Source organism: Nonomuraea guangzhouensis (assembly GCF_019396345.1).
Taxonomy (GTDB): domain Bacteria; phylum Actinomycetota; class Actinomycetes; order Streptosporangiales; family Streptosporangiaceae; genus Nonomuraea; species Nonomuraea guangzhouensis.
Genome location: NZ_JAHKRM010000030.1, coordinates 87,889 through 103,666 on the forward strand (window position 1 = coordinate 87,889; position 15,778 = coordinate 103,666).

The window sequence follows — 15,778 nt, forward strand, 5'->3', positions numbered from 1 at the left end:
TCCTCCGGCCACCCGTCTAGGCTGATGCGGGGGATCATCGGAGGGCCTCTTGGACCAGTTCGTGCTGCTCATGCTCATCCTGCTGGGCGCGCTGATCACGGTGCCGCTCGGCGACCGGCTCGGGTTGCCGTCGCCGGTTCTGATGACGCTGCTCGGCATCGTGCTGGCCCTGCTGCCGTTCGTGCCGGACGTGGACGTACCGCCCGACATCGTGCTGCCGCTGCTGCTGCCTCCTCTGCTGTACGCGGCCGTGCGGCGGACGTCGTGGCGGCAGTTCGCGGCGAACTGGCAGCCGATCTTCCTGCTCGCCGTGGCGCTGGTGTTCGTGACGACGGCGGCCGTGGCGGTGACGGCGCACGCGCTCATCCCGGGCCTGCCGATCGCGGCCGCGGCGGCGCTCGGCGCGCTGGTGGCGCCGCCCGACCCGGTGGCGGCCACGGTGGTGGCGGGCCGGCTGGGGCTGCCCAGACGGCTGGTGTCGCTGCTGGAGGGCGAGGGCCTGTTCAACGACGTCACGGCGATCGTGCTCTACAAGGTGGCGATCACGGCGGCGGTCACCGGTGTCTTCTGGTGGCCGGGCGCGCTGGGCGAGTTCGTGCTGTCGGCGGTGGTGGCGGTCGCGGTGGGTCTGGCGCTCGGCTGGCTGGCCGGTCGGCTGATGGCCGTGCTCGGCGACGCCACGCTGCAGGTGGGGCTGTCGCTGCTGGTGCCGTTCGTGAGCTACGCGCTGGCCGACAGGTGGCACGGCTCGGGGGTGCTGGCCGTGCTGACCACGGCGTTCTACCTGAGCGAGCACATGTCGGACGCCGACGACGTGAAAGGCAGGTTCGCCTCGGCGACGTTCTGGCAGATCGTCGACACGCTCGTCACGGGGGTGGCGTTCGGGCTGATCGGGCTGGAGCTGCACACCGTGTTCGGCACGCTCGGCGGGCGACTGGGCCAGGCGCTCGGCTGGAGCGCCGCCGTGGTGGGCGTCGTGGTGGTGGTACGGCTGGCCTGGCTGCTGCCGGCCGCCTGGCTGGCCAGGAAGACCCGCCGGGCCGGGGACGACGAGTCGGAGGTGCCGCTGAGCTGGCGCGAGACGGTCGTCATGTGGTGGGCGGGCATGCGTGGCGTCGCCTCTGTGGCGCTCGTCCTGGCGATCCCGCTGCGGACCGATGACGGGTCACCGTTCCCGCAGCGGGCCGTGCTGGTGTTCATCGCGTTCGCGGTCATCCTGGTCACGCTGGTCGTACAGGGGCTGACGCTGCCCTGGCTGGTGTCCAAACTGGGCGTCAAGTCCGACACCGCGGCCGAGCGGGACCTGGAGCGGCGGCTGGCCATCAGCGCGGCGACCGCGGCCAGGCGGCGGCTCAAGGAGATCGACGAGGCCGAGGACCTGCCCGAGGAGGTGGTGGAGCTGCTCGCCAAGCGGATGACGGACATCGGCATGCGGATCAGCGCCGAGGCCGCCGACGCCGAGCGGCGCGCGGCCTACGAGCAACGCGCCGAGCGGGTGCGGACGGTCAGGCGAGTCGAGTCGGAGATGCTGTCCGCCGCCCGTCAGGCGGTGCTCGACGCGCGACGTGACCCGAGCGCCGACCCAGAGGTGGTCATCCGGGTGCTGCGCCTGCTCGACGCGCGGAGCCTGCACTGACCGTCGGGCCGGCAGGCTGCCCGGTGAGGATCGACTGATGCAGCGCGGCCAGCCGCTCCCCCGGATCGAGCCCGAACTCCGCCCGCAGGTGCCGGGCATGCGAACGGTAGGCATCGAGCGCTTCGGCCTGCCGCCCGGCCAGGTAGAGGGCGCGCATCAACTGGCTGTTGAGCCGCTCGCGCAGCGGGTGCCGCCGGGTGACCGCGATGAGCTCGGCGATGAGTTCATGATGGTTGCCGTGCGCCAGTTCGAGCTCGAAACGCTGCTCACTCGCCTGAAGGCAGCGCTCCGTCAAGGCGGGGACCACCTGGTCGTGCAATGTCATCGACGGCACATTCGACAGCAGCGGGTCGTGCCACAATGCCACCGCCTGCCGGAGAAGACCCAGCATCCGGTCCTCACCCGCCATTCCGGCCCGCGCGCACAGCGTTTCGAACTCGACGATGTCCACCTCACCGTCCAGCAGATAACCGTGCCCGGAATGGTGAATCCCGTGGTCGTCGCCGAGAATCTGCCGCAGCCTCGAGATGTACACCTGAATGGCGCACCGCGCGCCGGCCGGCGGCTCGTCGTCCCACACGCGTTCGATCAATGTGCGCACGGTTACCGGGTGGCCGGCGGCCAACGCGAGACTGGCCAGAATCGTGCGCTGCTTGGCGGCCGGCACCGCGACGACCCGCCCGTCCCGGACGACCTTGAGCGGTCCGAGCACTTCGAACCGGAGAACGCTCCTCATGGGAACGACTGTGACCGATTCCAGCGTCTTGGCGCTGTCCGCCCACTGACGCCACGCTGACGCCGCCTCAGTCGATCAGCAGGAGCCGGGACCAGGAGAGCGGCTCTTCGGCGGCGGCGGACAGCAGGGCGAGCGCCACACCGGCGGCCCCTCTGAGCAGGCCGGGATGGTCGACCGCCACCCCGTTGTCCTCTACGTCGAGGTAGCCGAGGAGCGAGTCGGAGCGGTAGCGGTTGAACAGTTCGCCGACCAGCCGCTGAACGGCGTGCCGGAAAGCAGGCTGGCCGGTGTCGTGGGCGAAGGCCAACGTGATGAGGAGCTGTCCGGCCGTACCGTGGCAGAGGTTGGGCGAGGGCAGCCACGGCGGTAGCGCGCAGTGGGTCAGGAAGGCGTCCACCGCGAACTCCTGATAGCGCGGCGCTCCGACGGCGGCGCCGGCCAGGTAGAGCGCGCGGGCGATGCCCGAGCCGCCGTGGCACCAGGATCCGGCGTTGACCCGCGGCCGGTCGCACCTGCCGCTCGGACCCAGTTCGACGGCATCCGGCCAGAGGACCACCCCGCCCTCGGCCCCGGCCTGAGCCATCAGCCACCGGGCGCCCCAGTGGATGGCGGCCTCGACGTCGGGCCGCTGGAAGCGGTGGTGCCGGTCGAGCAGCGACAGCGCCGCGAGCGGTCCTGCCACACCGTGCGCCAGGCCGCAGTCGACCAGCCTCGCGCCCTCCCCCGGCCGGAGCCGGTAGCTCAGCCGAGGGAGTCCGTCGTCGCTCAGGACCGCGACCAGCGCGTCGGCCACCGAGGCCGTGACCCGGTCGGCCTGTTTCGAGCCGGTGCGGCTCCGTAAATAGCCGCACCAGCCGGAGATTCCCGTGACCGTGTCGTATCCGCGAGGCGCGGGCCGCTCGTCGGCGGTCAGCCCTTGCGCGAAGCCGCCCATCCTGGCCAGCAGCCGGTCCTCGAAGGACAGGAACGACGCGCGGTGGGCACCGAGGCCGGGCTGCCACGCCGCCGTGGCGTAGCCGACGGCGCCGGAGAACAGCGACAGCGTCGCGTCCGGCGCCCCCGCCTGGTCGAGGCCCGCCGCCAGGAACTCCTGCCCGAGCGCCTCCCACCCGGTGTCCGGGAACTGATCGGCGAACGCCGCGGACATGAGCCCCAGCCCCGCGTCCCCCATGGACAACCCGGCCGCGGACCAGGTATTCGCCTGCCGTTTCGCCGTGACGCGCGCCAGGGTGGCCAGAGCCTGCCGGCGCAGTCGCGCGTCCGCCACCTGCCCGGCGACCTGCCGCGCGCACACCGCGATGAGCGTGTTCATGGTCAGCAGAGCTTCGATCCTGCTTCGCAGCAGGTGTCGTAACACGTCGCCCAGACCGTGCCGCACCCTTCCACGCCGTCCAGGCACAGGGTCTGATGCGCCGTGTCCGCCATCGGGACGGTCGCCGCGACCGCTGGATCAGGCAGGCTACGTAGCTGCAGATCAAATGAGTTATCCATGTATCGGGTCCTCGAGTTTCAGCAGACGGTGGGTGGCGACTGGCAGGTGTCCTTACAGGTCTGGAAGCAGGTGGCGCCGCTGACGGTGGGGCAATTGCGGGTGTTGCACATTTCGATGGTCATCGACATGTCGTGGATTCCGTATTCCGCGGATTTTGTCGGCAGGCTGCGCAATTGCAGGTCGAAAAGCTGTTCCATGTTCCACTCCTCCTTGTTGAATCCAGAACGTATCTCACGCTTCCTTCGTGTCGTTTACGCGCCGCCTACGCGGCCTGCGAAAGCGGCGCGTAGGCGGCAGGTAGGCGCGGCCGATTAATCTGGCCGGAAATACCGAAAGAAGGGGTTTCCGTGCCGGAGGAAATCGAATTCGCCGTGGCCGACTTCGCCCTGCTGCGTACGCCGGCCCTTTCCGCCGGCCATGCCGCGGTGACCCTCGAGGACCTCGATCCCGACGATCCGGAGCAGTGCGACCGGATGATCGACTATCTGCGACGGGTGTCGGCGCCTCCGCTGGTCCGCGAGGCGCTGGAGGTGTCCAGCCGGTCCCTGGCCAGGATTCTCGACAAGGTGGACCGCGGCGCGGACGTCTCTCATGCCAGGCTCCGCCGGACGGTCTACGCGGTGACCAAGTACGTGCTGCGCATGTCCACCCGGCCGACGCCCTTCGGGCTGCTGGCGGGCGTGGAGATCGCCGGGTTCGGCGACCGGACGCGGGTGTCGCTCGGCGGCGCGCATCGTAAGGCCGTGCGGCCGGACATGGACTGGCTGCTCGCCCTTGTCCGCCGGTGGGAACGGGATCCCGCGATCCTGCGGGGGCTGCGGGTGGTCGTCAATGATCTCGCGCAGCTTCGCGGGGATCGGCTGGTGCTGCCGTACATCCGCGCCGATGACCAGGGCGGGCACGCGCACGAGACCTCCGTGCGGCACTCCGCCGCGGTGCGCAGGGTCTGCGAGCTCGCGGGCACGGCCACGCCGTACGCGGAGCTGGCAGAGCTGCTGCGGGCGGAGTTTCCCGAGGCGTCCGAGCAGGTCGTCGAGTCGATGCTGGCCGAGCTGGTCCGGCACGAGTTCCTGCTGACCGACCTGCGGCCGCCTTCGTACGGCGGCGATCCGGTCCGGCATGTGCTGGACCGGGTCGGCGCGAGGGAGCCGGAGGCCGTCGCTCTGGCCGAGATCGACCGCGCGTTGCTGACCTACGCGCGGCGACCGCCTGGGGAGGGGGTCGAGCAGCTCAGAACGGTCATGACGGCCATGGACCGGCTGCGGGCCGCCGACCAGCCCGTGCAGGTGGACCTGCGGGTGGACGCGCGCGTCACGCTCCCGGTCGCGGTGGTGCACGAGCTGGAGCACGCGGTCACCACGCTGGGGCGCATCACGGCCGACACCGGGCTCGCGCACCTGTCGCAGTACCACGAGGAGTTCGTGGAGCGGTACGGCATCGACAACCCGGTGCCGCTCAAGGAGCTCCTCGACCCGGCCAGAGGGCTTGGTCCACCGGCGGGCTATCTGCGGCCGTCCGGCTCCCGGCCTCCGGCCGCGCATGCCGAGGTGCCGTCCGGCAGGGCCCGGCTGCTGGCCGAGCTCGCGCAGCGGGCGAGCCGGGACGGGTGCCGGGAGGTCGTCCTGGAGGCCGACCACGTGCGACGGCTCAGCGTCAACGACACCGAAGCGCGGCCGTCGGCCATGGAGCTGCCCGTGACCGTGCTGGCGAACTCGGCTCGGGCCCTCGACGAGGGTGACTTCCGGCTGGTGATCCCGGCGGCCTCCGGATCGTCGCAGCTGGGGGCGTTCTTCGGCCGTTTCCTGCATCTTTTCGCGGACTCGCCGCGGCCGATCGCCGGTCTGCGTGATCTCCACACCGCTACGGACGGCGCGGTCGCGGCGCAGCTCACGTTCCAGCCGCACCGGACCCGCCTGGGCAACGTCGGCCGGGTGCCGCGCGTCCTCGACCAGGTGGTAAGCGTCGGTGCCTACGCGGACGATCCCGGCGTGCTGGGGGTGGACGACCTCGCCGTCTATGCCGACCTCGCGCGGCTCCGCGTGCTGTCCCTGTCACTCGGGCGCGAGATCAAGCCGATGCCGTTCCATCTGATGAACCTGTACACGGGCGCGCCGAACGCCGCGCGGCTGCTCGCCGAGATCTCCCAGGCGGGCACGGGTGTCTGGCGCGGCTGGCAATGGGGCTCGCTGAACCACCTGCCGTTCCTTCCGCGCGTACGGTACGGCCGGACGGTCGTGGCATCGGCGCGCTGGCTGCCGCCCGCGTCCCTGCGCGACCCCGCCCAGCCGGGCGGCCAGTGGCCCGGCCTGCTCGACGAGTGGCGAGCCCAATGGGCGGTCCCCGACCAGGTCGAGGCCACCCTCGGCGATCAGCGGATCACCCTCGACCTCACCTCGCCACTGCATCGCGGGCTGCTCAGGCGCGAGCTGGCCCGGCAACCGGATCTGGTGCTCCACGAAAGACCGTGCGGGGGCGAGCCGGGCACCGGCTGGCTGCACGGGTTCGCCAACGAGGTCGTGGTCCCGTTCCTGCCCCGGCACCGGCCGCCGAGCGCGCCCCGCGCCCCCGTCCGCCTCACCTCGTCCCGGCCCCGTCACCTGCCGGGCGGGCAGTGGCTCTACGCCAAGCTGTACGTCCCGGCCGAGCAGCATGACGACCTCCTGGCCACGGCCGTTCCGCCGCTGATCGACGCGGTGCGATCCCGGATCGGCCGCTGGTACTTCCTCAGGTACGCCGACCCCGATCCGCATCTGCGGCTCCGCTTCCACGGCGGCCGGCACGTGCTGCCGCTGCTGCATGACTGGGCGCGGGACCTGTGTGGTTCGGGACGGGCGCAGCGGCTCGTGCTCGACACCTATGAGCCCGAGGTGGCCCGCTACGGCGGGGAGAAGGCCATGGAGCTGGCCGAGCAGGTGTTCCATGCCGACTCCGAGGCCGTGCTGGCCCAGCTGCGGCTCCGTCTGGACGGGATGGACGACCTCCCTTCCGAGGTGCTCGCGGCGGCCAACTACGTCGACATCCTGGGCGGGCTCGGCGACGAGGGGTGGCAGCAGTGGCTGCTGGCGAACTATCCCAAGGGCGCCCACCATCGTGCCTTCCGCCGCCACCGCGAACCGGCCCTGCGCCTCATCGATCCGGCGGGTGACTGGTCCGCGCTGCGGGCGTCGCCGTACGCGAAGGACCTGCCGGCGATCTGGGCGCCCCGGTCGAGAGCGGTCTCCGCGTACGGCGAGGTGCTCCGCCCGGGAGAGCCGAGCTGGACGACGGCCGTCAACAGCCTGCTCCACATGCACCACAACCGGCTCGTCGGCGTCGACCGCGAGGCGGAGAGCGCGTCCTACGCCATCGCCCGCGGCGTGGTGCAGGCGGCGCGCGACCGGCAGGCGTTCGGGACATGAACCTGCTCCATGGCGGTGGCCGGCAACGACAGCGGCCCGGTGATCCCGTGCGCGACGCCCAGGTTGCCATGGCCGAGCACGCTCTGAGCCACATCGCCCGGGGGCTGAGCGACCCGGGGCGGATGGCGAGCGCGGCGACCGGCATGTCCAGCCTGCCCCCCGAGCTCAGGGTCATCGACACCGGCGCGCTGTCCATGAGCGGCGGCCACACCGGCGTCGCGCTGCTGTTCGGTGTCCTGGGCGATCGTGAGCGCGCCTACGCGCACCTCGCCAGGGCGGCTTCGCTGCCCGATCCGCCCGGCAGCGGCGGGCTGTGGACCGGGCTGCCCGCCCTGGCGATGGCGACCTGCCTCACCGCCGCCGCTCCCGGTGACTACGCGACGCTGCTCGGGCAACTCGACACGTTCGTGGCCGGCGTCGTCCGGCGACGGCTGCGTGCCTTCCGCCAGGAGCTCACCCGGCCTCGAGGGTTTCATCACTACGACATCCCCTACGGGCTGACCGGCCTGGGCAGGTATCTCCTCCTGCGCGGGGAACACGATCTCGTCGCCGACGTACTCGCCTCATTGGTCGAGCTCACGCGACCCATCGTGGTGGACGGCGACGAGCTCCCGGGCTGGTGGGTCGGCGGCGGTCCCACGTTGAGGGACGTCGGCGGATACGAGCTCGGCCACGGCAACCTGGGCGTCGCGCACGGGATCACCGGGCCGCTGTCGTTGCTGGCCATCGCCATGGAGCTAGGGGTTCGCGTGCCCGGCCAGGAGGCCGCCATGGAGCGGATCGTGGAGTGGCTGCTGGAGCGGCGGCTTGAGGACGGCCACGGCCCGTTCTGGCCGGCGACCGTGACGCTGCCCGAGCAACTGGGGAGCCGGCCGCGGTCCGACACGGCGTTCCGGGCGAGCTGGTGCTACGGCACGCCCGGCATCGCCCGCGCTCTCCAACTGGCCGGGCGGGCTCTGGGGCGTTCCTCGTGGGAGGAGGCCGCCGTGGGTGCCATGCGGGCGATGCGCGATCGGCCGGTGACGGACTGGGGAGTCTCCGGTGCGTCACTGTGCCACGGGTGGGCCGGGATACTCCGGACAAGCTGGCGGATCGCCGAGGATTCTGGAGATAGCGCGGTCCGCTCCATCGTCGACACCGCGGCCACCCAGTTGCTGGCCCTGTACGACGCCGAGTCGCCGTTCGGCTTCCGCTATCCGCTCGGACACGGAGTCGAGATCGACGTTGCCGGCGCCATCGAGGGTGCGGCCGGGATCGGCCTCGCGCTGCGGAGCTGCCTCCTCGCGGAGGCACGGTCCGACTGGGACACGCTCTTTCTGCTGAGCTGACCGAACGGGCCTCGCCGGGGAATCGCCCCGGCGAGGCCCGCACAGGCCCGATCAGCAGCGCCTGATCACGGTCACTGGGTCTTGTGGGTCTCCGTGACCATCGGCGTGTCCGGCCCGCCGTCGGCGGCCTGGGCCACCGCCGCTGCCCCGCACACCGTCACCACCGCGAACAACACGGCCCCGATCATCGCCGCCACTCTCGTTCTGCCTCGCATCGCGACTCTCCTTCGCACTCGATGGGATGTCTCCATCTTGGAGATCGCGTATGTCGTGCTCCTGGCGGCGCGATGTCGTCACGCCGACCGGTGCGCCGTCACCGCGGGCTCAGGCGCCGTACCACCACCCCGACGGGGATCGCCACCGCCCGCTTCAGCAGCCACGCGCCGTCCTCGGAGACGCCGGTGACCACCACGACCTGCCCGCGCCGCAGCTTGCCCGCGGTCGTACGGCGCAGCAGCACCCGCTCACCCTGCCGGTAGGTCGGCCGCATGCTCGGCCCCCGCACCAGGACCACCACATAGCCGGTGCGCAACCACCACAGCACCCCCACCACGACGATGGCCGGGACCGCCCACCCGATCATCCCGACCGCGCCATCGCGTAGCCCTCGGCCTGCAACGTGAACAGCCGCGCGTACGTGCCGCCCGCCGCCAGCAGGTCGGCGTGACTCCCCCGCTCCACGATCACCCCGTCCACCAGTACCGCGATCAGGTCCGCCGCCCGCACCGCACCCAGCCGATGCGAGATCAGCACGCCCGTACGGCCCGCCCGGATCTGCCGCAAGCGCGTGTGCAGGTCGTACTCGGCCTCGGCGTCCAGCCCCGCGCTCGGCTCGTCCAGGATCATCAGATCCCGGTCCTCACGCAGGAACGCCCTGGCCAGCGCGAGGCGCTGCCACTGCCCGCCCGACAGTGTCACCCCGCCACCCGGGTCGTCGGGATCCTGGTGGAACATCCGGGTCAGCAACGTGTCGTAGCCGTGCGGCAGGGCCTCGACCATCTCGTGCACCCCGGCGTGCCCGGCCGCCGTCTCGATCCGCCGCTGATCACCGAGGGACACCAGATCGCCCACCGCGATGTTGTCCGCGGCGCTGAAGTCGTAGGCCATGAAGTCCTGGAACACCGCTCCGATCCGCTCGCGAAGCCGCCCCACCTCCACGTCGCGCAGGTCCACCCCATCCCACAAGATCGCACCGCGGGTCGGGTCGTAGAACCGGCACAGCAGCTTGACCAGCGTGCTCTTGCCGCAGCCGTTGTGGCCGACCAGAGCCACCGCCTCGCCGTACGGGATGAACAGGTTGAGCCCCCGCAACACCCACGGATGCACCGGGCTGTAACGGAACCACACGTCACGCAGCTCGATGCCGCGCCGCAGCACGGGCAGCGCGGCGGCGGGCGCGGCGGCCGGCAGATCCGGATCCGCCTCGATCACGTCGACATAATGGCCGAACATCAGCAGTTGCTGATGCGCGCCCGCCGCCGTGCTCACCAGCCCCGCGACCGCCGACTGCACGCCGGCCGCCGCGGCCGCGAACATCGACACGTCTCCCACGCTCAGCCTGCCCTGGCCCGCGCTGACGAGCACCCAGATCAGGCCGCCACCGGAGATCGCCGCCGACAGCAGCGACAGTCCCGCCTGCGCCGACAGCTCCCGCCGCTCCAGCCGCCGCTTGGCCGCCGTCGACGTGCGCAGCTCGTCGATCATCCGGCCGCGCAGGAACGAGCCGATGCCCAGCAGCCGGATCTCCTTGGCGGCGTTCACCGTCGACAGCAGTTGCCCGTAGAAGAACTCTCGCCGCTCCACCGGGCCGATCTTCCACATCACATCGGCCCGCCGCCGCGACAGCCGCAGCTCCACCATCAGCGCGGGTACGGCCGCGACGACCACCACGCCGGTGAACACCGGGGTGAGCACCGCCAACGACACCACGAACCCCACCAAGGTGACCATGCCGCGCGCCAGCCCGAAACACGAGTCGACCATCAGCTGCAGAGCCCGCGCGCTCTCCTGAGCGAACCTCAGCCGGTCCAGGAAGGCCGGGTCCTCGAAGCGCGCCAGCCCGTCGAGCCGCTCCACCGACGCGAACAGCTCGTCCTTGGCCACCAGCGTCGTCCTGCGGCTCACCTCCCCGCGCAGGTACTGGCTGCCCTGCAGGCTGACCGAGGTGAACAGGCCCGCCACCGCCAACCCCACCGCCAGCCCCAGCAGCACCCCCGGCGGCCCCGGAGCGGCCACCCGGTCCAGCGCCAGCTTGGTCAGCCACGCCACCACGATCGGCACCAGACCGGCGACCAACGTCACCGCCAGATAGCCCAGCACCGGCACCGGTGCCGCCCGCCACACCAGCCGGGCCGCGACCAGCGCCTGCCTCACGACCGGCTCGGCGCGGGCAGGGCCGCCACGTTCACCGACGAGGCGGTGACCACCCCGCCCGCCACCTGGCAGAACGACGGATAACCCCGTACCCCGAACGCGTCGTTGGCCGCCTTGGCCTGCGGCTCCAGCACGATGTCGGCGACCCCCGCCAACGGCTCGACGAGCCGAGCCGCCTCGGCCTCCGGCCCGGACACGACCGCCACGATCCGCTCCCCGTGATGCTCACGCGCCCGCTCCAGCAGCCGCGGAACCTGCGGGCCGCACCCCGCGCAGCCGGCGCTCAGGAACGCCACCAGCGTCCCCTCGCCCAGCGACTCCCGCGACAGGATCCGCCCGTCCCGCGCCGCCACCTCGAACGCCCCCACCTCCGCCCCCGGAACCGGCAGACCGACCGGCGACGACGTCCCCTGCCCTTCCTTCAGCCGCCGGATGACGCCGAACGTCAACAGCAGATTCACCACGCACAGCACCCCTAACAGGGCCACCGCGACCGCGAGCATGCTCATCACCATCCTCCTTACGCGACTATGGAATCCTGGCGGGCCGCGCTGTCGTGACCCTGTCGGCCCGCTGACGCGGCCATGAGAGAAAACCCAGGTCGGTGAGAAGACTCCCGGCCTGGGTTTCCTGTGAATGGGCGTCCGTGGCTACGGCACCTTCCACCAGAAGTAGTAGTAGTGCGCCACATTCGAATAGAGACAGTTTCCGGTCGGCGGGTCGGTCTCGTACCGTGTTCGGGTGACCGCGAGGTCGATATCGCAGAGAAATTCGACATTGTAGGTGGCGAAACGCCACTCCTCGGCCTTGACCCCCGCGTCGGCGTTCGCGACCGCGGGCATCATGGCTCCGAGCCCCAGCGCGGCGACGAGAACCGCCGATCGGGCTGACTTGCGCATTACGTCCTCCACGTGTTTTCGCGACGACGAGAAGCTCAGGCGCAGTTGCGCACCTCCCAGTCGCCCGGCGAGACCGGGATGAACAATGCGGCCGCCGCGGCTGTCGCGGCGAGCTTGCCCGCCCAGCGTTTTGTCAGTGCTGACATGATCGTGCTGCTCCTAGCAGGCCCTGATGGTCCAGTTCCAGTCGTCAGCAGGGTAGGTGTACGTCTGGTAGCCGCCCGGCAGAACGTAGTTACAGGACGTGTCCGCGTACGCCGCAGAATCCTGGGTCGGCCGGCTTCGACGCATGGGCCGATTGCGTGGGGAGCGCCATGGTGGCCGCGCACACCAGCAGAGCGGCTGTTGCGATGATTTTCATCGTTCCTCCGTCGGCGCGTTCAGCAGCAGTTGGTGCACACGCCGAACCAGTTGTTGCAGCGAACGCCGTCCCTGGTCAGGCAGCAGGTCCGGTGATAATAGACCGACCCTTGCGAGTCCCGGTCGCACCAATAGTCCTCCCAGCACTCGATGGCGTGCGCCTGAGCCTTGGGCAGGAAAACACCGAGCATTCCGTCGATCAGTTTCTTGACCACCGCTTCTCCCCTCTTCGGTTGATGTACGCACTCTGCCGTATTCGGCTGTCGCGTCCCTGACCTCGTGCTGACTCGGCGGCCGGATCACGGCTGTCGCGCCGCTGTCGTCATGCCCATGGCTCCTACCTGGCCGTCTTCGGCCGAAAGGATCCCGACGGATCGGCAGCACGATGGGGCTGAAAGTGAAATGTGAGTGGGACGTGAGAACTGATCGTTACGCTCGAGAACCACCGCTGTGACGTCAGGATCATTGTGGATACAGAACCAGAACCGCTCTTCCATTTCGGCGTGCTGGGCACACTGGAGATCTCGCGTGCCGGCCGGCCGATTTCCCTTCCAGCAGCCAAACAACGAGGCGTTCTGGCCACCCTCCTCCTGCAGGCCAACCAGAAGGTGTCGCACGACCAGCTGATCGAGCGGATCTGGGACGGCACCCCGCCGAACGACGCCCGCGGCGCGCTGCACACGCATGTCGCGCGGCTACGGCGCGCGCTGGGCGACGGCCACCATGACGCCCGCCGCCTGATCCATACCTTCAACGACAGTTACGTCATCAACCTCGCGCCGAGCAGCCTCGATCTGTCGACATTTCGGGATCTGACCGTGCGGGCCGCCGCCACCCAGGACGCCACCGGTAAGGCCGATCTTCTCCGGCAGGCGCTGGCGCTGTGGCGGGGCCCCGTGCTGGCCGACGTCCCGTCGGAGTCGCTGCACCGCGAAGAGGTGCCCTGGGTCATGGAGGAACGGCTCCGGGCCATCGAACGGTGGTTTCAGCTCGGCCTTCAGCTCGCCCGCCACGACGAGACGATCGTCACTCTGAAGGAGGCGACGGCGGACCATCCCTACCATGAGCGGCTGTGGGCCCAGTTGATGATCGCGCTCCACAAGGCCGGCCGCCGGGCGGAAGCGCTGGAGGCCTACCGGACCATCGACACCCTGCTGCGGAAAGAGTTCGGCATCGACCCGACTCAGGAGCTGGTCCGGGTCCACTCCGCCATTCTGAACGACGATCCCGAACCCGCCCGGATCCTTGACGAGACGCAACCGGGGCTAGTGACGCCTTCTCGGCAGGTGCTCCCGCCCGACACCGGCGAGGAGCCGGATTCAGAAGTCAGCGACGGCGTCCCTCAGCAGCTTCCGTCCGGCATCGCCTATTTCACCGGGCGGGACAAGGAGCTGAAAGCCCTCGACGGTCTCCTCGTGGGCGACGGCCACGAGACGTCGCCGCCCATCGTGATCGCCACGATCAGCGGCATGGGCGGCGTGGGCAAGACGACGCTGGCCGTGCACTGGGCCCATCGGGTGATGGACCGGTTTCCGGATGGGCTCCTCTACCTCGATCTGCGCGGCTTCGGGCCGGGCGGGCACGTCGACCCCGGCACAGCGCTCGAACTGCTCCTCCACACACTGGACGTGCCGGCCGAGCGGATCCCCGCGCGAACGGACGCCCGCTCGGCGATGCTGCGCAGCGTGCTGGCCGGACGCCGGGTGCTGATGCTGCTCGACAACGCCCGCGACTCGGCGCAGGTGCGGCCGTTGCTGCCGGGCTCGCATGCCGTCGTGCTGGTCACCAGCCGCAGTCAGCTGCGCGGACTGGCCGTCCGCGAAGGGGCGCACCGCGTCCCGCTCGAACAGTTCTCCCCCGCCGAATCGACCGCCCTGCTGACCAGGATCCTCGGCCCCGAACGGATCAGCGCCCAGGCGCGGGCCGCCGAGGAGCTGGCCCGGTCGTGTGTTCACCTGCCGCTGGCTCTGACGATCGCCGCCGAGCATGCCACCTGCCGGCCGGGCTGCTCGCTGAAGGACCTGGCCGACGAGGTACGCGACCAGCGGACCGCCCTGGACACGCTCGACACCGCCGACGACCATGAGGCCAGCCTCCGGGCGGTGTTCTCCTGGTCGTACCGGGCGCTGGAACCGTCGGCCGCGCGCATGTTCCGCCTGCTGAGCCTGCACCCGGGCGCCGACGTCAGCCCGCCCGAAGCGGCGGCGCTGGCCGGCGTCACCATCCCCGAGGCCCGGCGGCTGCTCGAACTCCTCACCGATCGCTCTCTGCTGGAGCGGACCATCCGTGATCGGCACCGGTTCCACGACCTGCTCCACGCCTACGCCATCGAGCAGTCCCACCAGGAGGACAGCGAAACCGAACGGACGACCGCGGTCCGCCGCGCCCTGGACTGGTATCTCCATACCGCCGATCGCGCCGCCGACCTCCTCGAACCCACCAGGAGACGCTTCCCCCTGACGATCACCCATGTGCCCGCCGACCCGCCCGTCCTGGCCGGCCCCGCGGACGCGATGGCGTGGCTGGACGAGCAGCGGGCCAACCTCATCGCGGCGATCACGCTGTCGGCCGAGCACGGATGGCACGCCCTCACCTGGCGGCTTCCCCATGTCCTGTGGCGGTTCTTCTTCGTCCGCGGGCATGTCAGGGACTGGATCGACACGCATCTCCTGGCCCTCGACGCGGCGCGGAACGCCGGCGACCCTCGCGCGCTGGCCGAGACGACGAAGAATCTCGGCTTCGCGTACTGGCGATCCGGGCACCTGTCCGAAGCGCTCACGTATCACCACCGGGCGCTCGTCCTGGACCAGGAGAGCGGCGACCGCTGGGGCGAGGCCAAGACGCGGAACCATCTGGGGTTCATCTATGACCGCTCGGGCCGATTCGCCGAGGCGCTCGACCAGCAGCACCGCTCTCTCACCCTCTATGAGCAGGAGGGCGACCGGTGCGGCCAGGGCCGCGCCCTCATCGGCATCGGCAACGCCTACCGCCAGCTCGACCAGCACGCGGCCAGTGTGCCCCCGCTGAAAAGGGCTCTCGCCATCACCCGGGAGATCGGCGATCGCTGGGGCGAAAGCCTCGCGCTCATCGCCATCGGCTTCACCTACCTCGCCACCGGCCGCCACCCCGAAACCACCGACCACCTCCACCAAGCCCTCACCATCACCCGCGAGATCGGCGATCGCTGGGGCGAAAGCCTCGCGCTCATCGCCATCGGCTTCACCTACCTCGCCACCGGCCGCCACCCCGAAACCACCGACCACCTCCACCAAGCCCTCACCATCACCCGCGAGACCGGTGACCGCTGGGGCGAAAGCCTGGCACTCATCGCCATCGGCTTCACCTACCTCGCCACCGGCCGCCACCCCGAAACCACCGACCACCTCCACCAAGCCCTCACCATCACCCGCGAGATCAACGGCGTGGGCGACGACGGCCTGCTCGAAGAGGCACACTTCGTCCCCGTCCATGGCCGCGAAGCCGTCATCTCCGCCCTGCGCCTGCACACCCGGCTGCAGCTCGCGCCGGCGCGGGCCCTTCCCGAGCCGTAGGGCTC

Annotated in this window: 13 protein-coding genes; 4 read left to right on the forward strand and 9 right to left on the reverse strand. The window is 70.6% G+C overall.

The window, feature by feature from the left end:
* Window positions 1–49 precede the first annotated feature (49 nt).
* Entirely contained in the window at window positions 50–1,636 is a 1,587-nt protein-coding gene (locus KME78_RS46765; protein WP_246653434.1) for a Na+/H+ antiporter, read from the forward strand.
* Here KME78_RS46765 and KME78_RS46770 read toward each other — a convergent pair.
* The 3 genes from KME78_RS46770 to KME78_RS46780 all read right to left on the reverse strand — a co-directional run bounded on the left by KME78_RS46770 (window position 1,593) and on the right by KME78_RS46780 (window position 4,061).
* Entirely contained in the window at window positions 1,593–2,372 is a 780-nt protein-coding gene (locus tag KME78_RS46770; RefSeq protein WP_219536425.1) for an AfsR/SARP family transcriptional regulator, read from the reverse strand. The genes KME78_RS46765 and KME78_RS46770 overlap by 44 nt on opposite strands.
* 67 nt (window positions 2,373–2,439) lie before the next feature.
* Window positions 2,440–3,684, reverse strand: coding sequence for a lanthionine synthetase LanC family protein (locus KME78_RS46775; protein WP_219536426.1), 1,245 nt, complete (start codon window positions 3,682–3,684; stop codon window positions 2,440–2,442).
* A gap of 197 nt (window positions 3,685–3,881) precedes the next feature.
* Entirely contained in the window at window positions 3,882–4,061 is a 180-nt protein-coding gene (locus KME78_RS46780; RefSeq protein ID WP_219536427.1) for a hypothetical protein, read from the reverse strand.
* A gap of 150 nt (window positions 4,062–4,211) precedes the next feature.
* Here KME78_RS46780 and KME78_RS46785 point away from each other — a divergent pair, with 150 nt between their 5' ends.
* Together KME78_RS46785 and KME78_RS46790 are read left to right on the forward strand one after the other, a co-directional pair.
* Window positions 4,212–7,262 (forward strand): lantibiotic dehydratase, encoded by a 3,051-nt coding sequence (locus KME78_RS46785; protein WP_219536428.1) that lies wholly within the window; start codon window positions 4,212–4,214, stop codon window positions 7,260–7,262.
* Window positions 7,259–8,590 (forward strand): lanthionine synthetase C family protein, encoded by a 1,332-nt coding sequence (locus KME78_RS46790; RefSeq protein ID WP_219536429.1) that lies wholly within the window; start codon window positions 7,259–7,261, stop codon window positions 8,588–8,590. Before KME78_RS46785 ends, KME78_RS46790 begins: the two co-directional genes overlap by 4 nt.
* Window positions 8,591–8,661: 71 nt before the next feature.
* Here KME78_RS46790 and KME78_RS46795 read toward each other — a convergent pair whose 3' ends face one another.
* The 6 genes from KME78_RS46795 to KME78_RS46820 form a co-directional block, all read right to left on the reverse strand.
* Complete coding sequence (locus KME78_RS46795; protein WP_219536430.1) at window positions 8,662–8,805, reverse strand: hypothetical protein; 144 nt, start codon at window positions 8,803–8,805, stop codon at window positions 8,662–8,664.
* Window positions 8,806–8,903: 98 nt separating this feature from the next.
* Window positions 8,904–9,173, reverse strand: coding sequence for a S24/S26 family peptidase (locus tag KME78_RS46800; RefSeq protein ID WP_219536431.1), 270 nt, complete (start codon window positions 9,171–9,173; stop codon window positions 8,904–8,906).
* Complete coding sequence (locus KME78_RS46805) at window positions 9,170–10,963, reverse strand: ABC transporter ATP-binding protein (RefSeq protein ID WP_308127398.1); 1,794 nt, start codon at window positions 10,961–10,963, stop codon at window positions 9,170–9,172. Before KME78_RS46805 ends, KME78_RS46800 begins: the two co-directional genes overlap by 4 nt.
* The gene (locus KME78_RS46810) at window positions 10,960–11,472 is read right to left on the reverse strand and encodes a TlpA family protein disulfide reductase (protein ID WP_219536432.1); all 513 of its coding nucleotides are present in this window, start codon (window positions 11,470–11,472) and stop codon (window positions 10,960–10,962) included. The genes KME78_RS46805 and KME78_RS46810 overlap by 4 nt, the downstream gene beginning before the upstream one ends.
* 141 nt (window positions 11,473–11,613) lie before the next feature.
* Window positions 11,614–11,862 (reverse strand): hypothetical protein, encoded by a 249-nt coding sequence (locus KME78_RS46815; protein ID WP_219536433.1) that lies wholly within the window; start codon window positions 11,860–11,862, stop codon window positions 11,614–11,616.
* Between the two features lie 380 nt (window positions 11,863–12,242).
* Window positions 12,243–12,437 (reverse strand): hypothetical protein, encoded by a 195-nt coding sequence (locus KME78_RS46820; protein WP_219536434.1) that lies wholly within the window; start codon window positions 12,435–12,437, stop codon window positions 12,243–12,245.
* Window positions 12,438–12,689: 252 nt separating this feature from the next.
* Between KME78_RS46820 and KME78_RS46825 the strand changes: the two genes are divergently transcribed.
* Window positions 12,690–15,773: an AfsR/SARP family transcriptional regulator gene (locus KME78_RS46825; protein ID WP_219536435.1), complete on the forward strand. Its 3,084-nt coding sequence runs from the start codon at window positions 12,690–12,692 to the stop codon at window positions 15,771–15,773.
* Window positions 15,774–15,778 lie beyond the last annotated feature (5 nt).